General features: G+C 69.2%; 18 protein-coding genes. 12 read left to right on the top strand and 6 right to left on the bottom strand.

The features are described 5' to 3' along the window. Positions 1-166: 166 nt before the first annotated feature. The 4 genes from AC5Y43_RS07125 to AC5Y43_RS07110 all read left to right on the top strand — a co-directional run bounded on the left by AC5Y43_RS07125 (position 167) and on the right by AC5Y43_RS07110 (position 6,368). Positions 167-1,987: a PecA family PE domain-processing aspartic protease gene (locus AC5Y43_RS07125; RefSeq protein ID WP_499970761.1), complete on the top strand. Its 1,821-nt coding sequence runs from the start codon at positions 167-169 to the stop codon at positions 1,985-1,987. Between the two features lie 250 nt (positions 1,988-2,237). Further along, positions 2,238-3,815 (top strand): PecA family PE domain-processing aspartic protease, encoded by a 1,578-nt coding sequence (locus AC5Y43_RS07120; protein ID WP_499970760.1) that lies wholly within the window; start codon positions 2,238-2,240, stop codon positions 3,813-3,815. An 89-nt stretch (positions 3,816-3,904) separates the two neighbouring features. Next, positions 3,905-4,762 carry a lytic transglycosylase domain-containing protein gene (locus AC5Y43_RS07115; protein ID WP_499971524.1) on the top strand — a complete coding sequence of 286 codons (858 nt, stop codon included), beginning with the start codon at positions 3,905-3,907 and terminating at the stop codon, positions 4,760-4,762. 139 nt (positions 4,763-4,901) lie between these two features. Then, positions 4,902-6,368, top strand: a complete 1,467-nt coding sequence (locus tag AC5Y43_RS07110) for an FAD-dependent monooxygenase (protein ID WP_499971522.1) — start codon at positions 4,902-4,904, stop codon at positions 6,366-6,368. A gap of 68 nt (positions 6,369-6,436) precedes the next feature. Here the strand turns inward: AC5Y43_RS07110 and AC5Y43_RS07105 are convergent, their stop codons facing one another. Continuing rightward, positions 6,437-6,607 (bottom strand): hypothetical protein, encoded by a 171-nt coding sequence (locus tag AC5Y43_RS07105; RefSeq protein ID WP_499970757.1) that lies wholly within the window; start codon positions 6,605-6,607, stop codon positions 6,437-6,439. 63 nt (positions 6,608-6,670) lie between these two features. On the opposite strand from AC5Y43_RS07105, the gene zwf reads away from it, so the two are divergent. Beyond that, complete coding sequence (zwf, locus tag AC5Y43_RS07100) at positions 6,671-8,176, top strand: glucose-6-phosphate dehydrogenase (RefSeq protein WP_499970755.1); 1,506 nt, start codon at positions 6,671-6,673, stop codon at positions 8,174-8,176. Here the strand turns inward: zwf and AC5Y43_RS07095 are convergent. Next, the gene (locus AC5Y43_RS07095) at positions 8,173-9,402 is read right to left on the bottom strand and encodes an esterase/lipase family protein (RefSeq protein ID WP_499970753.1); all 1,230 of its coding nucleotides are present in this window, start codon (positions 9,400-9,402) and stop codon (positions 8,173-8,175) included. The genes zwf and AC5Y43_RS07095 overlap by 4 nt on opposite strands. Positions 9,403-9,546: 144 nt before the next feature. Here AC5Y43_RS07095 and AC5Y43_RS07090 point away from each other — a divergent pair, with 144 nt between their 5' ends. After that, entirely contained in the window at positions 9,547-10,422 is an 876-nt protein-coding gene (locus tag AC5Y43_RS07090; RefSeq protein WP_499970751.1) for an HpcH/HpaI aldolase/citrate lyase family protein, read from the top strand. On the opposite strand, the gene AC5Y43_RS07085 is transcribed toward AC5Y43_RS07090, so the two are convergent. Further along, positions 10,419-11,009, bottom strand: a complete 591-nt coding sequence (locus tag AC5Y43_RS07085) for a cyclic nucleotide-binding domain-containing protein (protein WP_499970749.1) — start codon at positions 11,007-11,009, stop codon at positions 10,419-10,421. The genes AC5Y43_RS07090 and AC5Y43_RS07085 overlap by 4 nt on opposite strands. Positions 11,010-11,160: 151 nt before the next feature. Here AC5Y43_RS07085 and AC5Y43_RS07080 point away from each other — a divergent pair, with 151 nt between their 5' ends. From AC5Y43_RS07080 to AC5Y43_RS07070, 3 genes are all read left to right on the top strand, one after another. Beyond that, positions 11,161-12,396: an osmoprotectant NAGGN system M42 family peptidase gene (locus AC5Y43_RS07080; protein WP_499970746.1), complete on the top strand. Its 1,236-nt coding sequence runs from the start codon at positions 11,161-11,163 to the stop codon at positions 12,394-12,396. A gap of 102 nt (positions 12,397-12,498) precedes the next feature. Then, the gene (locus AC5Y43_RS07075) at positions 12,499-12,939 is read left to right on the top strand and encodes a nuclear transport factor 2 family protein (protein WP_499970744.1); all 441 of its coding nucleotides are present in this window, start codon (positions 12,499-12,501) and stop codon (positions 12,937-12,939) included. A gap of 69 nt (positions 12,940-13,008) precedes the next feature. Further along, positions 13,009-14,340: an FAD-dependent oxidoreductase gene (locus AC5Y43_RS07070; protein WP_499970742.1), complete on the top strand. Its 1,332-nt coding sequence runs from the start codon at positions 13,009-13,011 to the stop codon at positions 14,338-14,340. Here AC5Y43_RS07070 and AC5Y43_RS07065 read toward each other — a convergent pair. After that, a complete protein-coding gene (locus AC5Y43_RS07065; protein ID WP_499970740.1) occupies positions 14,295-14,762 on the bottom strand; it encodes an SRPBCC family protein in 468 nt (155 codons plus the stop codon). The two genes, AC5Y43_RS07070 and AC5Y43_RS07065, sit on opposite strands and share 46 nt — an antisense overlap. After that, entirely contained in the window at positions 14,759-15,457 is a 699-nt protein-coding gene (locus tag AC5Y43_RS07060) for a DUF899 domain-containing protein (protein WP_499970738.1), read from the bottom strand. The genes AC5Y43_RS07065 and AC5Y43_RS07060 overlap by 4 nt, the downstream gene beginning before the upstream one ends. A gap of 251 nt (positions 15,458-15,708) precedes the next feature. On the opposite strand from AC5Y43_RS07060, the gene AC5Y43_RS07055 reads away from it, so the two are divergent. Beyond that, on the top strand, positions 15,709-16,026 hold the full coding sequence (locus tag AC5Y43_RS07055; RefSeq protein ID WP_499970736.1) for a hypothetical protein: 318 nt from the start codon (positions 15,709-15,711) through the stop codon (positions 16,024-16,026). A gap of 16 nt (positions 16,027-16,042) precedes the next feature. Here AC5Y43_RS07055 and AC5Y43_RS07050 read toward each other — a convergent pair whose 3' ends face one another. Continuing rightward, positions 16,043-16,642, bottom strand: coding sequence for a class I SAM-dependent methyltransferase (locus tag AC5Y43_RS07050; protein WP_499970734.1), 600 nt, complete (start codon positions 16,640-16,642; stop codon positions 16,043-16,045). Between the two features lie 231 nt (positions 16,643-16,873). Here AC5Y43_RS07050 and AC5Y43_RS07045 point away from each other — a divergent pair, with 231 nt between their 5' ends. Then, positions 16,874-19,468, top strand: a complete 2,595-nt coding sequence (locus AC5Y43_RS07045) for a helix-turn-helix transcriptional regulator (RefSeq protein WP_499970732.1) — start codon at positions 16,874-16,876, stop codon at positions 19,466-19,468. Positions 19,469-19,598: 130 nt separating this feature from the next. Continuing rightward, entirely contained in the window at positions 19,599-20,663 is a 1,065-nt protein-coding gene (locus tag AC5Y43_RS07040) for a hypothetical protein (RefSeq protein WP_499970730.1), read from the top strand. Positions 20,664-20,763 lie beyond the last annotated feature (100 nt).

Genomic DNA, 20,763 nt, shown 5'->3' with positions numbered 1-20,763 from the left:
GCTGACACACCGCCGGCGGTGCCTTGCTATGCGGTCGGTGTGACGTTTGATCAATCCCGAGATTTTCGGGCCGGATTTTCCTAGAGTCTGGGCGTACCGGCACTAGTGACGCACCCCCGGTGAACGACGTGGTCTTGGGGCAGAGCGAGAAGGGACACCCTGGGGGATGAGTTTTCTGACGTCGCCGCCCGAGATCATCTCGTCGCTGCTGTATTCCGGGCCCGGATCGGCGCCGATGCTGGCGGCCGCCGCGTCGTGGGACGGGTTGGGCACCGAGCTGGCCACCGCGGCGCAATCGTTTTCCTCGGTCACTACGGGGCTGGCCGGCCAGGCCTGGCAGGGACCCGCGTCGGCGGCCATGATGCAGACCGCGACGCGCTACGCCGGCTACTTGAGCTCGGCGGCGACGCAGGCGCAGACCGCCGCCGCCCAGGCCCAGGCCGTGGCGAGCGCGTACGAATCCACGATCGCCGCCACCGTGCACCCACTGGCGGTGGCCGCCAACCGCAACGGTTTCGTGCAGCTGGTCATGTCGAACCTGTTCGGGCAGAACGCGCCCGCGATCGCCGCCGCGGAGTTCGACTACGAGCGGATGTGGGCCGCCGACGTGGCCGCGATGATCGGCTACCACGGCGGCGTCTCGGCGGCGGCTTCGCAGTTGCCGTCCTGGGCCGCGGCCGCGCAGGGACTGTCGACCCAGCTGTCGGGGGTGGTGGCCAACCCGCTGGGCGCGCTGGCCGCGGCGACCGCGGCGGCCACCAGTAACCCGATCGGCACCCTGGTCACCGACGTGCAGGCCGGCTTCGGCCAGGCCGAACAGAACATCCTGGGTGTGATCAACGCGCCCACCAACTACTTGCTGGGACGCCCGTTGCTCGGCAACGGCACCAACGGCGCGCCGGGCACCGGGCAGGCCGGCGGGGCCGGCGGCATCCTGTGGGGCAACGGCGGCAACGGCGGATCGGGAGGCGTTGGTCAGACGGGAGGCGCTGGCGGGCCGGCCGGTTTGATCGGCAACGGCGGCGTCGGCGGCACAGGTGGGAACGGTGCCTTTGGCGGCGCCGGCGGGATCGGCGGCTGGCTGTACGGCGCCAACGGGGCCAACGGCGCGCTCGGCGTCAACGCGCCGTCGACGATGCAGGTGCCGATCTCGATGTACGGCGTCACCGAGCCCATCGTCAACCTCTCCGTCAACGGCGGGCCGTCGGTGCCCATCCTGGTCGACACCGGGTCCACCGGACTGGTCATCCCGCTGCAGTACATCGGCTGGCAGCACCTCGGCATCCCGACCGGATTCGGCATCAGCGGCTACAGCGGCGGGCTGAACTACATCTACGCCTCCTTCAACGGACCGGTGAACTTCGGCAACGGCGTCGTCACCTCGTCGACCACCTACAACGTGCCGCTGATCTCGTGGCCCACCCGGCTCGGCGGGGCCTGGACCTTCACCCAGTTCTTCGCCCCCGACGGGGTGGTCGGCGTGCTGGGCCTCGGAGCCAACGCGGGCGGCCCGGGCGTCTCCATCCCGACCCAGGCGCTGCCGGCGGGCTACAACCAGGGCGTGCTCATCAACGAGGTGACTGCTGCTTCCCCCTCTCCCAACTATCCCGACTTCAATCCAAATCCCTACCCGTACATAGAGTTCGGTCCCGCCCCTGCCGACGTAGGGGCCGCGCATCCCATCGCCACGGTCAGCGGATCGCCGATCACCACGCTGAATGTCGAGATCAACCACAGCGGGATTCCCACGCCCGTTCTCACGAACGTCGACTCCGGCGGCGTGCAAGGAACGCTCACATTCAATGCGCAGACGGGCGACCACATCTACGTGTCCGCGCCTGACGGCACGCCTCTCTACGACTTCATCTACAACCAGGACTACTTCCCGACGCAATCGACGGGCAATATGAACACCGGCGCCTTGCCGTTCCTGACTCGCCCGATCTACATGGACTACACCAACGGGACGACAACTTTCTACGGCTGAGCGAGATACCTTCTTCCGCTTGATGTTTCGGCTCTAATCCGCCAAGCCCTCGCGACACGTAAACCACACACACGACACGCCGGAACTGCTCGCAGTGGTTTACGTGTCGATGAAAAGCGGGCTGGGGCCGCGCCGGACCGCGACAATCGCAATCATGCCGCGGCGCAACGCCGCTCGCGGGAAGGCGCATTTTCAGCTCTCCGGCCCGTTCCTTTCCTAAAGTCCTCCTACGGAGGGAAGGACATCGGGGATGAGTTTTTTGGTCTTGCCGCCAGAGATCAATTCGATGTTGATGTACGCGGGCGCCGGCGCGGAGCCGATGCTCGCCGCCGCGGCGGCCTGGGACGGGCTGGCGGGCGAGTTGAGTTCTGCGGCGCAGTCGTTTAGCTCGGTCACCGCGGGGCTGGCCACCGAGGCGTGGCAGGGACCGGCGTCGGGCGCGATGCTCTCGACCGCGGCGCAGTACACGCGGGTGCTCAGCGCGGCCGCCACGCACGCGCAATCGGCAGCCGCACAAGCCCAAACCGTCGCGGGCGCTTTCGAATCCGCCGTCGCCGCCACGGTGCATCCCGCCGTCGTCGCCGTCAACCGCAACCAGCTCGTGCAGCTGGTCGTGTCAAACCTGTTCGGGCAGAACGCGCCGGCGATCGCGGCCGCGGAATCCGAGTACGAGCAGATGTGGGCCAAGGACGTCGCCGCGATGGTCGGCTACCACGGCGGCGTCTCGCAGGCGGCGGCACAACTGTCGCCGTGGACGGCGGCGCTGAAAACCGTGCCGGCACAGGTGTCCGCCGCGACCATCGCCAACCCCGTGGGCGCGGCGCTGGACTGGCTGGGCGCGGCGGTCGGCAACAGTCCCGTCGCGGGCCTGCTCGGCCAGGCCCAGCAAGCCGTCATCAACGTCGTGAACACGCCCTCCGAGCTGCTGTTCGGCCGCCCGCTGATCGGCAGTGTCCCGACCGGCGGTGTCGCCACCGGTCCGCCCGGGACGGTCCCGATCACCATGGTCGGCGGCGTGGAGCCCGTGGTGGGCGTCGCCGTCGGTAGCGGGCCGATGGCGCCCGTCCTCGTCGACACCGGATCCACCGGCCTGGTCGTCCCCCTAAGCAACATCGGGGGGATCTTTGGGCTGTTCAACCTCGGGCTGCCCACCGGGTTCGGTACCAGCGGATACAGCGGCGGGCTGAGCTACCTCTATGCGACGTTCAACGCGCCGGTGAACTTCGGCAACGGCCTCGTCACCCCGCGCACCCCGGTCAACGTCGAACTCTTCGCGTGGCCGACGACGCTGCAGTCCGCGCTGGCGCACGGCCTGACGTGGGACTCGTACTTCGCCGCCGACGGGGTGACGGGCGTGCTGGGCGTGGGGCCGAACGCGGGCGGCCCGGGCCCCAGCATCCCGAACCAGGCGCTGCCGGCGCCCTACAACCAGGGCCTGCTGATCAACGAAACCGGGCCCAACCCGTACCTGCAGTTCGGTCCGGCCCCGGGGAACCTGACGCCGATCGCCACGCTGAACGGATCGCCGATCACCACCCTGGAGATCAGCACCGGCCCGCTGGGATGGCTGGGCCCGCAATATTCGGTCAACTCGGTCATCGATTCCGGCGGTGTATCGGGAACCATCCCGTCGGGCCTGAACGTGCAGACCGGGACGCCGGTGTATGTCTGGGCGCCCAACGGGCAGTTGCTGTACGCCTTCACCTACGGCGTCAACTATTCGCCGACGCCGTCGCCGTACATCATGAACACCGGGGCGCTTCCGTTCCTCGAACACCCGGTGTACATCGACTACGGCGCCAACACCACGACCTTCTACGCCGCCTGAGCCGCCCCTTCGCAAACACCGCGGCGATCGCTAACGTTTGACGGGTGCGCCGCTACCGCGTATTCGCCTGCTGCGCCGCGCCGCTTGCGCTGGCGGCGCTCGCCTTCGCGCCCGCCTGCTCGGGCGCGCCCGGCGGCGCGCAGCCCGGGCTGGCGTCGGACCCCGCGCAGCTCGCCGACGACCTCGTCGCCGACGAGCACGCGCTGCGTGACCCGTCGGCGGGGGAGGGCGCGCTGGCGGCCGCGGCGCATCGCGAACAGGCCGCCTACCGCGCGATCGGCCGGCACCCGGAGTGGGATGCGACGGCCCGGCCGCGGATCCCGCCGCCGCTGCTCGACGTCTACGACCGCAACGTCGACGCGCGGCGGCAGCTCACCGCGATGACGCCCACGCGAGACACGTTGCCCGCGTGGCGCATTGAGCCGCCCGCCCCCGCCGACGAGCTGCTGGGCTACTACCACCAGGCGGAGGCCGAATCCGGGGTCGGGTGGAACTACCTGGCCGCGATCAATCTCATCGAAACCCGGCTGGGCAGCATCGCCGGGGTGAGCACAGCCGGCGCGCAGGGGCCCATGCAGTTCCTGCCCGCGACGTTCGCCAGCTACGGGCAGGGCGGGGATATCGCGTCGCCCCACGACAGCATCCTGGCGGCGGGCCGCTACCTGGCCGCCAACGGCTTTGCCGGCGACCACGATCAGGCCATCTACCGCTACAACCACGCGAACCAGTACGTGCGCGCGGTCGACGACTACGCGGCGCTGATCGGCGCCGATCCCGCCACGTTCGCCGCCTACTACCGCTGGGACGTCTACTGCCACACGAGCAGCGGCGACGTGCTGCTCCCCATCGGCTACGCCGCGAGCGGGCCGATCCCGGTCGCGGACTACCTGGCAAGCCACCCGCAGCAGCGCACCAAAGCGCTTGGGGCAGTTAATGATTCGGGGTAACGTTTAAGGGGACGGTTTTCGGTCCGTCCCACCTCACCATATTACGCACCCGGGGGCTTGCGGCAAGGCCGGGGTCATGGCGCACAATCGCTGGCCGGGAACCTGCGGAATGGGGGAGTGCGACATGGGTGACGGACCGATCGCCGAGCATGCGGTGGTGATCGCCGGGGCGGGACCGACGGGATTGATGTTGGCCGGCGAGCTGGCCCTGGCCGGGGCCGACGTCGCGATCGTCGAGCGGCGCGCCGACCGGGAGCTGATCGGTGCGCGGGCCGGTGGCCTGCACGCGCGCACCCTCGAGGTGCTCGATCAGCGCGGCATCGCCGACCGTTTCCTCGCCGCGGGCGAGGTGGCGCAGGTGGCGGGGTTCGCGCAGATCCGGTTGGACATCGGCGACTTTCCCAGCCCGCACCCCTACGGGCTCGCGCTGTGGCAGGCGCATATCGAGCGCATCCTGGCCGACTGGGTCGACGAGCTGGCCGTGCCGATATACCGCGGGCGCGAGGTGACCGGCCTCGCCCGGGACGGCACCGGCGTCGACGTTCAGCTTGCAGGCGGCGAGCTGATGCGGGCGCGCTACGTCGTCGGGTGCGACGGGGGACGCAGCGCCGTCCGCAAGGCGGCCGGCATCGACTTCCCGGGCTGGGACCCGACCATGAGCTACCTGCTGGCCGAGGCCGAAATGGCTTTGGCGCCGGGGGAATCGCCGCCCTGGGGCATCCGCCACGACGCCCTCGGCGTCCATTCGCTCAGCGCGCCCGCCGAGGGCGGGCCGGTGCGGGTCATGGTCACCGAACGGCAGATCGGGCCCGCCGCCGAGCCCACCCTGGCCGAGCTGCGCGAGGCCCTGGCCGCCGTCTACGGGACGGACTACGGAATCCACAGCGCCGCTTGGATTTCCCGGTTCACCGACGCGTCGCGGCAGGCAGCGAGGTACCGCCACGGCCGCGTCCTGCTGGCCGGCGACGCCGCCCACGTGCATCATCCGGTGGGCGGGCAGGGCCTCAACACCGGCGTGCAGGACGCGGTGAACCTGGGCTGGAAGCTGGCGTCGGTGGCGCAGGGAAAGGCCCCGGACGGCCTGCTGGACACCTACCACGCCGAGCGGCACCCGGTCGGGGCCCGGGTGCTGCGCAACACGATGGCACAGATGGCGTTGCTGCGGCCCGACGATCGCCTGAAAGCGTTGCGCGAGTGTATGTCCGAGCTTCTCGCCATGGACGAGCCGCGCCGACAATTCGGCGCGATGATGTCGGGCCTGGACATCCGGTACGACCTCGGCGACGGGCACCCGCTACTCGGGCGCCGCATGCCCGACCTGAAACTGGTCACCGCGCACGGCGCGACGCGGGTGTTCACCCTGCTGCACGACGCCCGCCCGGTGCTGCTCAACCTCGGCGCGCCACTGGATATCGGCCCCTGGGCGGATCTGGTCAGGCTGGTCGACGCGAAATACGCTGGCGTGTGGGAACTTCCGGCAGTAGGCGCGGTGTCCTCCCCGGCGGCGGTGTTGATTCGCCCCGACGGACACGTCGCCTGGGTGGGGGACGGCTCCGACGCCGGGCTCGCCGACGCGCTGACCACCTGGTTCGGCGCGCCCGTTTAGGGGCCAGGGTCGGCGAATGGACTCACAGCCCGCACCTCGCGGCGTTTCACACCGCGCATGAGCACCGTTTAGTCGGGAGGCTCCTGCTCCGAGCCGCGGGTCGCGGTGTTCTCCCGTTCGCTGGGTTTGCCGGGGACGTCTTCGGCTTCGCGCTCGTTGGCGACCTTCTCGTCGAGCCGGTCGACGATGTTCTCCAGCTCCTCGTTGTGGCTGACGGGGTCTCGGTCGGGATTTGTCACCGCTATCCAGTACCCCGCAATAGGGGGCTGCACACACGCGCCGGCGATGGAAGTATCGAACGGGTGGCCACCAAAAAACCGCAAACGATCTCCTACCCGGCGCCGGGCGCGCGCCCGCACCGCCACGACGCCGTCCCGCTGGACCCGCACGTCATCGTCCTGTTCGGCGCGACGGGCGACCTGGCCAAACGCAAGCTGCTTCCCGGCCTGGCCTACCTGAACCAGTCCGATTTGGCGCCCGAGGTCCAGATCGTCGCCACCTCGCTCGAAAACTTCAGCAACGACGAATTCCGCGAGCTCGCCAAGAACGCGCTCGACTCGTTCGGCGCGCACAAGCTCACGTCCGAGCAGTGGGCCGATTTCGCGAAGAACATCTCCTACGTGCCGCAGGGAGCCGGGCCCGAGGCACTCGCCGAGATGGTCGCCGAGGCCGAGAGCAACCTGGGCCCCGACGTGCGCAGGCTGCACTATCTGTCGGTGCCCCCGAAGGCTGCGCGCGACGTGATCACCACGCTGCGCGACGCGAAACTCGTCGAGCGCTCCCGCGTGGTCATGGAAAAGCCGTTCGGCACCGATCTGGAAAGCGCGGTGTCGCTCAACGACTTCCTGCACGAAACGTTCGAGGAATCCCAGGTTTTCCGCATCGACCACTTCCTGGGCAAGGAGGCGGCCCAGAACATCCTGGCATTCCGCTTCGCCAACGGCCTGTTCGAGCCGATCTGGAACCGCAACTTCATCGACCACATCCAGATCGACATTCCCGAGGAACTCGGCCTGGATCAGCGGGCCAACTTCTACGAGAGCACCGGCGCCTACAAGGACATGGTCGTCACCCACCTCTTCCAGGTGATGGCGTTCGTGGTGATGGAACCGCCGACCGCACTCGAGCCGCGCGCCATCAGCGAGGAGAAGAACAAGGTCTTCCGGTCGATGTTGCCCGTCGATCCGTCCAACGTGGTGCGCGGCCAGTACAACGGCTATCGCGAAGAAGAGGGCGTGGCAAAGGATTCCGACACCGAGACGTTCATCGCGCTCAAGGTGGGCATCGACAACTGGCGCTGGGCCGGCGTGCCGATCTATCTGCGTACCGGCAAGAAGATGGCCGAGGGCATCCGCATCGTGTCGATCGCGTTCAAGGAGGCGCCCCGCACGATGTTCCCGCCCGGGTCGGGGGTGGGCACCCAGGGCCCCGACCACCTGACCTTCGACCTCGCCGACAACTCGAAGGTGTCGCTGTCCTTCTACGGCAAGCGACCGGGTCCCGGCATGAAGCTGGACAAGCTGTCCATGCAGTTCTCCTCGCAGGAGATCGATACCGTCGTCGACGTGCTTGAGGCCTACGAGCGGCTCATCCTCGACGCGATGCGCGGCGATCACACGCTGTTCAACACCGCCGAGGGCATCGAGTCGTTGTGGGAGCGGTCCGAGGAACTGCTCAACGACCCGCCGCCGGCGAAGATGTACCAGCCGGGCACGTGGGGCCCCAACGCCATTCACCAGCTGATCGCGCCCAACGCGTGGCGGTTGCCCTTCGAGCGGGGATGGCGCGAGTCCAAAGGCGACTGCTAGCCCGTCGGCTCCGGCGGGTGGCCCAGCCAGTCGCGCAGCTTGTCGTAGATGGCGGCGTGGTTGAGCAGGTCGAAGTGGTGCAGCCCGGTCAGGGTCAACCCGTGGTCGGGCTCGAACGGCACCCGCCGGGACTTGCCCACCCCGGACGCGCTCGCCGAGCGCACCAGGCGATCGCCGAGCATCGAGCCGACCGCGCGCGGCCCCGCCGTCGCGGCGACGAAGTGGTAGACCGCGCCGGGCAAAAACGGCACCTCGTGGCAGCGGTCGCGCAGGAACTCGTCGGGGTCGCAGTCGCTCCAGTCCTCGTCGAGCAGCGCGCCGTAGCGCAGGTCCTTGGTGCCCGAGCTGCGGGCGTTGAGAAACCAAGCCACGCCCTCGGTTTCGGGCAGTCGGGCCAGCGCCCAGGACGCGGCGTTGACGCCCTTTTCCAGGTCGGCGCCCAGGTGCGGGGAGCCCAGGCACACGACGTGGCGGACGGCGTCGGGCCAGTCGTGTTCGTGGCGGCTGCCGTAGTGGCAGGCGCTGCGCGCCACCAGGCCGCCCATCGAATGGCCGATCAGCGCGATCTCCTCGACGGGGACCGGCCACCGCGCGCGCAGCTCCTCGATCAGGGCGGCCAGGGACTTGCCGTTGTCGGAGATATGCAGACCCGTGTTGTAGCGCAGGTAGACCGGGGTGAACCCGAGGTCGTCGTGCAAACGCGCGCCGTAGGGGCCGACGCTGTCGCCGTCGCGCGGGGGGCGCCGCCACGCCCGTTCGGTCATGCACCAGCCATGCACGAACACCGCGATCCGCCCAGTGGCGTGCGGGAACGCGGCCGCGATGGCGTCGGCGTCCATCCCCACCGGCCTGCCGTGGCGGCGCACCTGCATCGTCAGCGCGAAGCCGTTGCCGCGCTCGGTGAGCTCGTCGCCGTAGATCCCGTTGAGCGCGGCGATGACGCCCGCGACCTTGGGGTTGGCTTCGACCGTGTCAGCGTCGTCACCGCGGGTTCCGGCGGCCAGGTGGCCGGCGCCGCGCAACGCGCCCCGCAGCGCACGGTCGACGGCGTAGTAGGTCGCCGCGGCCGTCGTGTTGTGGATGACCTCGACGGGTCTGGCGACCGGGCCCACCGCGCCGAACACCCGGCGCGCGATGCCGCTGTGGGTGTCGCGCACCAGGGTCGTCAGCACGCGGGTGCCCTCACCCGCGAGGTCGGCCAGTGACCGGATTTCCTGTCGCTGCATGAGCGCCTCCTTCCCGCTGCGACGCAGGGTTCCCACTCGGGGCGCCCGCCTACCAACCTCGAACGTGCGGCCAGCCGCACGTTCAACCTCGAATGTGCGGCCAGCCGCACATTCGCGGGGCCTTAGGCTCAGTAGGCTCAGTCGGTGGCACCCACCCTGCGCCCGCGCCGATCCGCCCTGTACCTGCCCGGCAATAAGGACCGGGCGCTGGAGAAGGGCACAACGCTGCCGGCGGACCTGTTGATCCTCGACCTCGAGGATGCCGTCGGGCCCGGCGCCAAGGCCGACTCGAGGGCGCGGGTGTGCGACGCGGTCGCGTCGGGCAGCTACGGGCCGCGCGAGGTCGTGGTGCGTATCAACGGCCTGGACACCGACTGGCACGACGACGATCTGGCCGCCGTCGCCGCTTCGCCGGCCGACGGGGTGCTGGTGCCGAAGGTCGAGACCGGCGCCCAGGTGGGGGCGCTGGCCGCGGCGCTCGATCGGCTCGGCGCGCCGGAGCCCATGCAGCTGTGGGTGATGATCGAAACGCCGCGCGCCTTCCTGCGGGCCGAGGAGGTCGCCTCGGCCAGCGAGCGGCTGGCCGGGCTGGTGGTCGGCACCAACGATCTGGTCAACGAGCTGCACGGGCTGCACGTGCCCGGGCGCACGCCGGCGCTGACCGCGTTGTCATTGGCCGTGCTGGGAGCCAGGGCGGCCGGAAAGGTCGTCCTGGACGGCGTTTTCAACGACATCACCGACGAGGCCGCGTTCCTGGCCGAGGCCCGCCAGGGCCGCGAGATGGGCTTCGACGGCAAGACCCTCATCCACCCGTCGCAGATCGCACCCGCCAACGACGTGTTCGGGCCGTCGCCCGACGAGCTGGCCGACGCCCGCAAGATCGTCTCGGCCTACGAGGAGGCGCAGGCGGCGGGCAACAGCGTCATCACGGTCGACGGGCGGATGATCGAGAACCTGCACGTGCGCGACGCCCAGCGGATCCTCGCGCTGGCCGACCTGATCGCGCAGTTGGAGTCCTAGCGGCCGCCGTTGCGGTCGATCCACCCGGTGAGCGCGTCCTCGAGCGCGGCGTCGACGCGCATCCCCGCGCCGTCGGCGGCCCGCTCGAACCGCTCGACCAACTCCGTCGGCACCAACGCGTCCACCCGGGAGTGGGTGGGTTTCGGCTTCGCCGCAGGCTCGGGTTGGGACACGGGCACGTGCTTCGCGGCGGTGGCCTCCATGGTGTCGCGCAGAGCGGGGATCTCGTCGAGCAGGCGGGCCAGGTCGTCGCGCTCGATGCGCAGCACCTCGGCCGGGCCCGTCGTCGTCACGGTCGCCGACCGCAATTTCCCACGGCGAAGCGCGGATTCGCCGATCACCTCGCCCGGCCCCAACAGGGCGACGCGGTCCTCGCCGACGTACACCCCGGCCTCCCCGCTGAGCAGGATGTAGCAGGAGTCCGACGGGGTCTGCTCCTGGATCAGCGGCCAGGGCTTGGATCTGGCGACGCGGTGGGCGGCCCCGACGAGACGCTGGAGCTCACCGTCGGAGAACTTGTTGAACGTGGTGAGCTCGCGCAGCCGGCGGAGGTCCTGCTCCTCATGTCCGTTCGCATCGACTTTCATGGCGGGCTCCTAGCGCGCGATGTGACCCGGGTCACGAGGAGCGTAACCCCATTTGCGGTGGCGAACAGCACAAATTCCGCGCCTGAAACCTGCCGCACCCGCCGGAACGGTAGGTTGAACGCGAATCCGGACGACCGTGAGGGGAGACACCGTGCGCCAGACCGCGGCCATGGCTGAGGCCGACCGCGCGTGGATGATCGATACGCTGCTCGCGCTGCTGCAGACCCCGAGCCCGGCGGGTCGCACGGACGCGGTGATGCAATTGATCGGCGACATCCTGGACGACTGCGGCGTGCCGTTCACGTTGACCCGCCGCGGGGCGCTGACCGCCGAACTGCCGGGGGAGTCGCCCACGACTGACCGCGCGCTGGCGGTGCACGCGGACACCATCGGCTGCATGGTGCGCAGCCTCAAGGACAACGGCCGCCTCGAGCTGATCCCGGTCGGCACGTTCTCGGCCCGGTTCGCCACCGGCGCGCGCGTGCGGATTTTCATCGACGACCCCGAGGAGTTCATCACCGGCACCGTCTTGCCGCTCAAGGCCAGCGGGCACAGGTTCGGCGACGAGATCGATACCCAGCCCACCGACTGGGAGCACGTCGAGGTCCGGCTCGACCGCAAGGTGTCCTCCCGTGAGGACCTGATCCGTCTCGGCCTGAACGTCGGCGACTTCGTCGCGTTGATCGCCAGCCCGGAGCTCACCGCCGACGGCTTCATCGTCTCCCGTCACCTCGACGGGAAGGCCGGGGTGGCGATCGCGCTGGCGCTGGCCAGGAGGCTGTCGCAGAACAAAATGGTCCTGCCGCACCGCACCATGATCATGGTCACCATCACCGAAGAGGTCGGCCACGGCGCCAGCCACGGCCTGCCCGCGGACGTCGCGGAGCTGATCTCGGTGGACAACGCGGTGTGCGCGCCCGGCCAGCACTCCATCGAGGACGGCGTGACCATCCCGATGGCCGACATGCACGGCCCCTTCGACTACCACCTGACCCGCAAGCTGTGCCGCCTGGCCGACGAACAGTCCATCCCGTTCGCGCGGGACGTGTTCCGCTACTACCGGTCCGACGCCGCCGCCGCGATCGAGGCCGGTGCCGAAACCCGTGCCGCGCTGGTCGGTTTCGGGCTCGACGGCAGCCACGGCTGGGAGCGCACGCACATCGACTCGCTCGAGGCCGCCTACAACCTGCTGCACGCCTGGCTGCAGACACCGCTGACGTTCGCCAAGTGGGACGCCAAGCCGTCGGGCAATCTGCGCGACTTCCCCTCTTCGAAGCAGCCCGCGCCGACCGAGCAGTGGGTGCCGCTGGCCCGCGGCGAGTACGAAAGCCCCGGCGAGGCTTCGCCCGGATCGCACTGGCCGCCCTCGACGGGCCCCCAATCCTGAAGTCGCGCGGGGTCTTTACCTGACCCGGTCCAGGGGATAGCGTGAGCGCCGAGTATTAAATCAACCAATTTATTTAGCGTTCCCGATATCGAAGGAATCGACATGCCCCAATCCGTTGCGAGCAACGAAAACGAACAGCTGGTGCTCGACTTCATCCACGCCGCCTACGGCGAACACATGGACGTCGACGCGATGACCGCACTGATGGCCGAGGACTTTGTCTGGCAGCTCCACGTCCCGCTGTCGCCGGTGGTGGCCGGGCGCGACGCGGCACGCGCGGAGCTCGAAAAGCACAACGGCCTGTCGACCGGAATGATCGACGGCAGTGAAATCCGCACGATTGTGTCGAGCGGGGACACGGTGGTCGTCGAACGGGTCGACGTGAACGCGATGAATGGCGTCGCGGTCACGTTTCACGTCACGGCATTTTTCGAAGTGCGCGACGGCGCGATCACTCATTGGCGCGAATATTGGGACACCAGCCATGTCGCCCAGCAACTCGGCATCGACCCGGCGCACATGTTCGCCCCGCTCACGGGGTAAGCACACCTTCTTAAACGAAACCTAAGAGGATCTTACGATTTTCTTAATCATCGTGTAGCGTCGCCTGTCATGCCCTTCGATGTGGTGATCGTCGGCGCGCGGTGCGCCGGCTCGCCGCTGGCCGCGACGCTCGCGCGACGGGGCCTGAGCGTCTGTCTCGTCGATCGCGCGAAGTTTCCGTCGGAGACGCCGTCGACACACATCATTCAGCCGTCGGGGGTCCAGTTGCTGGATCAGCTGGGCGTGCGCGACGCGGTCCTGGCCGCCGGCGCGGTCCCGCTCAATCGCATGACGCTGGTGGTCGACGACGCGGTTCGCATCGATGCGACGATCGATCCCGCGGACATGATCCAGCCGAGCCTGTGCGTGCGGCGGGTGACGCTGGACGCGCTGCTCGTCGACGCGGCGGCCGCCGCGGGCGCCGACGTGCGCACCGGATTGCGCGTCACGGGCCTGGTCAGCGAAGGCGGTCGCGTCACCGGGGTCGACACGGCCGCCGGCCGCATCGAGGGCCGGTTGGTGGTCGGCGCGGATGGCCGCCACTCGACGGTCGCCGCGCTCGTCGGCGCCCGCGAATATCACGTCGCGCCGCCCGGAAAGATGTTCGCCTGGGGCTATTTCGAGCACGTGCACGATCGGGAAGGCCACGCGCGGCTGGGCCGCCGCGGGGACGTGGGCTTCCTCGCCGGCCCGACCGACGGTGACCTCTACATGGCCGCCATCGCGATCGATATGGCGAAACAGGCCGAGTTCCATGCCAATCGCGACGCCAACTTCACCGCCGGCCTGCGGTCGTGGCCCGAACTGGCCGAGGCGATCGGGGACGGGCGGCGCGTCGGCCCGATCCGGGTCCTGACCAACTGGCACGGGTACTTCCGGGAGGCCGCCGGTCCCGGCTGGGTCCTGGCCGGCGACGCCGGGCACTTCAAGGATCCGGCACCGGGACAAGGCATCAGCGACGCGTTCCGTCAGGCCGATTCGCTGGCCCGTTCCATCGAGGAGGGGCTGGGCAACGCTCACCCGGACGAGGCCACGCGACGCTGGTGGCACTGGCGCGACGACGATGCCTACGAAATGCATTGGTTTGCCGCGAATTTCGGCGCGTCCGGCGCTACGACGCCGTTCAATACCCGCGTGATGAAGGACATCGCGGCCGACCCCAAGGCCACCCAGCTGCTGTTCGGTGTGCTCAACCATATGATCCGCCCGTCGCAGCTGTTCACGTCGCGCAGGATCGCTCGTTCCGCTCTGCGTACGCTGCGTGACAGACCGGACCGGGCGATCTCGACGCTCCGGGAGATCGTCAGGGCGGGCAGGGAAAACGCCCGGCATTCCGGGCAGCACCGGGTGGTGGGTCAGGTCACCGATCGCTCCAAGCTCGCAAGCGATTCGGCGACGTAGTCGTCACCGAAGGCGGGCATCCCGCCGATCCGGTCGCGAAAGTCCTGCGGCGTGCCGCTCCAGTCGTAGGTGAGGGTGACTTCGGTGCCATCGCCGTTCGGGGTCAGGTCGTAGCGCCAGAACCAGCCGCCGGGGCTGTGGTTGCCGGCGTCGTCGAGCATGCCCGGCATCCACCCGATCGCGCGGTCCTTGTCGAACACGTTGACCAGGTTGTAGGTGACGTAGTCACCGCCGGCCTGCGGGAGGTACATGTTCATCGCGAATACCTGCCCCGCGTTGGTGATTGGTGCGGTGTCCACCGCGTCGCGGACCCAATCGGTGGGTTCGGTGTTCTGGTGGCGGACGGGGTCGGCGAGGACGGCGAAGATCTCGCCGGCGCCGGCGGCGATGGTGCGGGTGGCGACGTAGCGTTCGGTGGTCATGCGTGCTCCTTGGGTCCGTAGGCGGCGGCGATGTCGGGGGAGTCGAGCCAGCCCGAGTAGGTGGGGCGAGACGGCCAGCCATCGGGCGAGTCGAGCCAGTCTTCCTGGCGGCCCCAGGGCAGGACGTCGATCAGTCCGAAGGAGTGGCTGAGCTGTTCGGTGCCGCGTCCGTTCGTGTGCCATGTGCGGTACACGGTGTCGCCGTCGCGCAGGAACACGTTGACGCCGAAGCCCCCGCCGGGCGGTGCGTCCATGTCGGCGCCGAAGGAGCTCGCCGACGACGAGTACCAGTCCATCCGGTTGCCGACCTTCTGCTTGTAGGCGAGGGCCTCGTCGATCGGTCCGTTGGTGACAACGACGAAGCGCGCGTCGTAGTTATCGAGGAACTCCAGCCGGGTGAATTGCGACGTGAAGCCTGTGCACCCGCCGCACTGCCACTCCGCGCCGTCGGACCACATGTGGTGGTAGACGATCAGCTGCGCGCGGCCGCCGAACACGTCGACCAGGCGGACGGGGCCGTCGGCGCCGATCAGGGTGTAGTCGGGCACCTCGACCATCGGCAGGCGCCGCCGCCGGGCGGCGATCGCATCCAGCTCGCGGGTCGCGGCCTTCTCGCGCTTACGCAGTTCGTCGAGGGCGGCGCGCCAGGTTTCGTGATCGACGACGGGCGGCAGGGCTTCTTCGGCCAAGGCCATGGCACTCCACCTTTCACTCGGTTTGTCCGTTCCGGAAGGTATGACCATTGGCGCGCCCGAAATTCATCGGTCCGTCGGGATGCGCCGGCGCGGCGGTCCTCCGCCTCCGCGCCGAACGTGTAACTACGGCGAAAAAAGTCGCGAAATTTCGCCGTGGCTTCACGCGCGGCGAATGGTCCTGGACGACTTTTGCTTGACCTGCCCGCCCCGGCTCGGTTCGATGATTCATACACGACCAGGGGAGGCCCACAATGAGGACGTTCGTTCGCCATCTTGTTGCCGTCGTCGGGACGGTGTTCGTCTCGATGGCCGCCGTGACGATCGCGATGCCGGCGGTCAGCTCGGCCGACTGCGGGGACGGCGAGTGGTGGGACCCGACCGGCAAGGTCTGCCGACCGCTCGGCGTCGGGCCACAACCGCTGAACTGCGACCCGGGCCAGTGGTGGGACCCGACGGCCAACGTGTGCCGGCCGTTGGGCGTCGGGCCACAACCGTTGGCGTGTGACAACGGCTGGTGGTGGGACCCGGCCGCCAACGTGTGCCGGCCGCCGTTGGTGCCGGGCGGCTAACCCCCGTCGTACCGGCTCAGCGAAGGATGGCGACCAGAAAGTCGGAGTCCTCGGTGAACGGTCGCAGATCCCAGGTGGAGAGCAACAGGTCCGGGGTGAACCCGGCTTCGGCGGTGTCGTCGAGGAACTCGCCGAACTCGTAGTCGCGACCGGCGCCGAAGCCGATCACCGCCCGACCGTCGTCGGCGAGGTGGGCGCGCAGCCGGGTCAGCACCCGCACGCGGGTGCTGTGGGCCAGAAATGCCATGACGTTGCCGGCCGACATGATGACGTCGAACGGCTCGGGGATGCCGCGCGCGGGCAGGTCGAGCTCCGCCAGGTCGCCGACCAGCCAGCGCGGTCCGGGATGGTCGTGCTCGGCCGCCTCGATGAGCACCGGGTCCACGTCGACACCGACGACGTCGTGCCCGGCCGATGTCAGGTACGCGCCCAGCCGGCCGGGGCCGCAGCCGGCGTCGAGGATGCGGGCGCCGCGCGGCGCCATCGCGTCCACCAGGCGAGCCTCGCCGGCTAAGTCCTCCCCGGCGCGGGCCATGGAACGGAAGCGCTCCACGTACCAGTGCGAATGCCCGGGATCGGCCGCGACTTTTTGCATCCAGATGCTCGGCTCCGTCATGCCGACCATTGTTGCACCGCACCCGGCGCCCCGCGTAAACCGCACGCCGAGAGCGAGATTCACGACGCGACAACCGCGCAATTCACTTTCGGCGAGAACGGTCGAGACGAGTTACCCGGCGGGGACTCGCGGTTCCGACTACAGTATCTCCCGCATCATGTCCCTGATGTGCGGTTGCTGTGGCTGTGCCGGAGGCACCAGTCATGGCTGGTCAAGACGAGGCAGGCAGCTTTGGAGCGCTTGCTCGAGCGCGAGGCGATACTGGCCGAGCTCGGCACGCTGGCGGGCGCGGCCCGGCGCGGTGCCGGCCGGCTCGTGTTGCTCCGAGGGGAGGCCGGGGTCGGCAAGACCGCGGTGATCGGCCGGTTCACCGCCGGCCTCGACGACGGATTCTGCGTGCTGCGGGGGTGGTGTGACCCGTTGGCGGCGCCGCGCCCATTGGGTCCGCTGCTCGACGCGCTAACCGGGGTCGGTCCCGCGGCGGCCGACGCGCTGGGTTCAGCGATCGAATCGGGCGACACCGGGACGCTGTATCGGCGGCTGCTGGCGGTCCTGCGCGACGGGCACCGCTGGGTGTGGGTGATCGAGGACGCGCATTGGGCCGACGGTGCGACCCTGGACCTGTTGCGCTTTTTGGCGCGGCGTGTCGATTCGCTGCCCCTTTTGCTGGTCGTGTCGTACCGCGACGATCAGCTCGACCGGGAGCACCCGCTGGCCGTCGCCCTGGGCGACGTGGCGACCTGCGCGGGCGTGGCCCGCATCGGACTGCAACCGCTGAGCCGCGAAGCGGTCGCTGCGCTGGCCGCGGGCAGCGGCATCAACGCCGACCAGTTGCATGATCTCACCGACGGCAACCCGTTCTTTGTCACCGAGGTCTTGGCCGGCGGTGTCGCGGCGCTCTCAAATAGGTTGCCGCGCAGCGTTTCCGAGGCGGTATGGGGGCGGCTGGCGAGCCTGTCGCCGTCCGCGCGCGAGACCGCGCACGCCGCGGCGGTCTGCGGCCCGCACGCAGACCCCGCGCTGGTACGCAAGATTTGCCCGGCGGCACGAGCGGGGCTGGGCGAATGCCTCGACGCCGGAATTCTGGTGACCGACGGTGACACGATCGGGTTTCGTCACGAACTGGCCCGGCGCGCGACGCTCGAACAGGTCCCTCAACATCAGCGCAAGGCCCTGCACCGTCGCGCCCTGGCTGGGCTGTCCGAGCCGCAGGTCGACCCGGATGCGTTGTCCGCGCTGGCTTTTCACGCTGACATGGCCGGCGATGGGGAGGCGGCGTTGCGTTACGGGGCCGCCGCCGCCGAGCGGGCCGCGCGCTTGGGTGCGCACGGCCAGGCCGCCGACCTGTACGCGCTCACGCTGCGTCACGCCGATAACGCCCCCGACGATCAGAAGGTGCTCTGGCTCGAGGGCCACGCGTACGCGTCGTACTGCTGCGGGGCCGGGGCGGCGTCGGTGTCGTCGTGGAGCGAGGCGATCACACTGCGCCGCGCGTTGGGCGACACGCTGGGAGAAAGCGACGATCTGCGCTGGCTGTCACACCAGCTGTGGGGGACAGGCAAAACGGGCGCGGCCGTTGACACGGCCAAGGCGGCGCTGCAGGTGGTGCGCGACGCCGGCCCATGCCCACAGCTGGCGTGGTCCCTGGTGAACATGACCGAGGTGAGCACGTGGGGTTTCGATCCGGCCGCGGCCGACTATGCCGCCCAGGCGATTACGGTCGGCACCCAAATCGGTGACGACGCCGTCGTCAACCGGGCGCGCGGGTTCGCGGCCCTGACCCGGGTGCTGCGCAGCGACACCGGGTGGGAAGAGGCCGAAGCGGCGTGGCACGCCGCGATGGCCGGCGACGGCCCCGGCGAGGACGCCGGCCTGCTCGGCTCCAACCTGGCCGTGTTCGCCGCGCAGCACTTCGACCTGGATCGGGCCGAACGCTACGTCGCGGAGACGATGCCATATTGCCGGGACCGCAACATGTTCCAGTACGAGGCCAACATCCTGGGTGCCGGCGTGCTCGTCGGCACCCATCGGGGCGACTGGGACCGGGCCGCCTCGACCGCTTTGGAGCTGCTCGCTCGTCCGGCGGTGGTGGCGGTCAATCAGCTGCCGGCGCGCCTTGCCCTCGCCCTCATCCGAGCCCGTCGCTCCGGACAATCCGTTACCTCGCTGCTCGACGAGGTCGCCGTCGCCTCCGACCACGAGCGCATCATGTCCGTCTGGGCGGCGCGCGCCGAGTCCGCCTGGCTGGCCGGCGATGACGACGCCGCACACTCCCTGGCGCAGCGCGGACTGGACGCTACCGGTCCCGCCGGGGACCCCTGGCTGATCTGGCAGCTGCGCCGGTGGGTCCACCTTTCGGGGGGATCCGGCGCGACCGCCGACGCCGACGGCCCGATCACGCCCTTCCATCTCGAGGTCAGCGGCGACTGGCAGGGCGCGGCCGATGCCTGGGCGCGCCGTGGCTGCCCCTACGAGGCGGCCATCGCCCAACTCGGCGGTGACATTGCGGCGGTGGAGTCGGCGCTGGCCACCTTCCGCCGCCTCGGGGCGCGGGCCGCCGCACGCCGGGCCCAGCAGCGGCTGGGGGAATTGCGCGGGCCGACCCGGCGCAGCCGGCCGGGAGACCTTCGCGCCGACCCAAACGGGTTGAGCCGCCGCGAACGTGAGGTGCTCGACCTCATCGCCGACGGCCACAGCGACGCCGAGATCGCCACCCAACTGTCGATCAGCCCCAAAACCGTTGGGCACCACGTCAGCTCGATCCTGACCAAGCTCGGTGTCGCCAACCGCACCCAAGCCGCGCGGCAATACACCCGGGAAACGTAGGGTTTCTCCCCTTCCCTCCGCCGAGTGTGAATTTCAGGACGCGACACGCCGCTGCAGCGTCGCGCGATTCACTCCGGGCAACGGTCCCGGGCCGTGTCGACCGGGTCTGGGTTGCGGGACAATGACCACCATGACAGAAACGGTGAAGGTGACGCTGGATCGCAACAGCGTTGCCATGGGCGACGACACCGAGTCACACCGAGTTTTCTGGATCTTCCCCGGCTCAGCCACGGTCGATGACCTTTTGGTGGAGATTGCCCGGGGCTACGTTCCCGGGGTAGCCGGGCCGGTCGGGTGGTTCGTCGACGTCAATACGGACGATCAAATCAGCCGTCGCGAGCTCGGCATCGTCTACTCGCGCGACGACCTCAGGCAAGAGCCTCACATTTGCAGATTGGTGAACGGTGAGACGACATTGGGCGATCTGGCCCGCCGGGCGAAGGTCCCAGACCTTGACGTGTACGCCCGCTATATGACTTGGGACATGGGGCGCCCGCTCGCGCTGAGCGAGGTGACAGGCGGACCCACGTACACCGGGGCTCGGCCGACCAAATTGGAATCCGAAGCCGCGGCACAGGCCAAGACCGATTGGGTACTGGTAAACGAATTGGATCGCCGCGCCGCCGATGTCGCAGCAGCGCGGCGGGATTGGATTCGCGCCAACATCGTTTCCGCAGCCGCGCCGCCACCGGGCTCCGATGCCTTTATCGCCCGCAATTTCCACTTCTTGACCGACCTGCACTGTCCCGCCAGCATGCACGTCGCCGCGCAGCTGCTGACCAACGACGACGCCGGATTCAAAGACATCGAAGCGATAGTCGACACCGACCGGCGGCCCGCCGTGGTGACCCTCGCGATGGTGCTCGCGGCGTTCGAATGGAACATCGACCGCGGCAGCTGGGATGCGCAGGGTCGTCCATATTGCAAGCCGTACTTCGAATTCCTCACCGGCTGCGGCTATCGGCTTTCACCGATCGAGCAAGTCATGGCCGGCCACATCAGCGTCGAGCAGATGAAGTTCTCCACCCAGGACATCGCCAGGCTCGACCGCATCCGTCAACTGCGGGATCAGCAATATCAGCTGCGCACGGATCGCTACTACGCGAAGTCCCTCAGCGAAGATGAATACCGGGCAGCCATCGGGCCCGTCCATGCCGAACTTTCGGCGTTGGGTGAGTTGCCCGGTCCCATGTAGTTCGGCGTGTGCCCCACGCCTCGGCATGTTGATCGCCGAAGGCTGCCACGTCATCGTCGGCCAAGCTCACGCTCCTTCCAGTAGCGATGAGCCAAAATGT

This window comes from Mycobacterium sp. NGS57 (assembly GCF_059812405.1).
Note: the sequence above shows the minus strand (reverse complement) of the source record. Positions and strands in the feature narration are given on the sequence as shown.

Bases quoted from the DNA above. Each gene is read 5' to 3' on its own strand.
- AC5Y43_RS07060 (WP_499970738.1), bottom strand. From the start codon at position 15,457: ATGGCCTTGGCCGAAGAAGCCCTGCCGCCCGTCGTCGATCACGAAACC.
- AC5Y43_RS07050 (WP_499970734.1), bottom strand. From the start codon at position 16,642: ATGACGGAGCCGAGCATCTGGATGCAAAAAGTCGCGGCCGATCCCGGG.
- AC5Y43_RS07065 (WP_499970740.1), bottom strand. From the start codon at position 14,762: ATGACCACCGAACGCTACGTCGCCACCCGCACCATCGCCGCCGGCGCC.
- AC5Y43_RS07095 (WP_499970753.1), bottom strand. From the start codon at position 9,402: ATGCAGCGACAGGAAATCCGGTCACTGGCCGACCTCGCGGGTGAGGGC.
- AC5Y43_RS07040 (WP_499970730.1), top strand. From the start codon at position 19,599: ATGACAGAAACGGTGAAGGTGACGCTGGATCGCAACAGCGTTGCCATG.
- AC5Y43_RS07075 (WP_499970744.1), top strand. From the start codon at position 12,499: ATGCCCCAATCCGTTGCGAGCAACGAAAACGAACAGCTGGTGCTCGAC.
- AC5Y43_RS07070 (WP_499970742.1), top strand. From the start codon at position 13,009: ATGCCCTTCGATGTGGTGATCGTCGGCGCGCGGTGCGCCGGCTCGCCG.
- AC5Y43_RS07125 (WP_499970761.1), top strand. From the start codon at position 167: ATGAGTTTTCTGACGTCGCCGCCCGAGATCATCTCGTCGCTGCTGTAT.
- AC5Y43_RS07055 (WP_499970736.1), top strand. From the start codon at position 15,709: ATGAGGACGTTCGTTCGCCATCTTGTTGCCGTCGTCGGGACGGTGTTC.
- AC5Y43_RS07085 (WP_499970749.1), bottom strand. From the start codon at position 11,009: ATGAAAGTCGATGCGAACGGACATGAGGAGCAGGACCTCCGCCGGCTG.
- AC5Y43_RS07120 (WP_499970760.1), top strand. From the start codon at position 2,238: ATGAGTTTTTTGGTCTTGCCGCCAGAGATCAATTCGATGTTGATGTAC.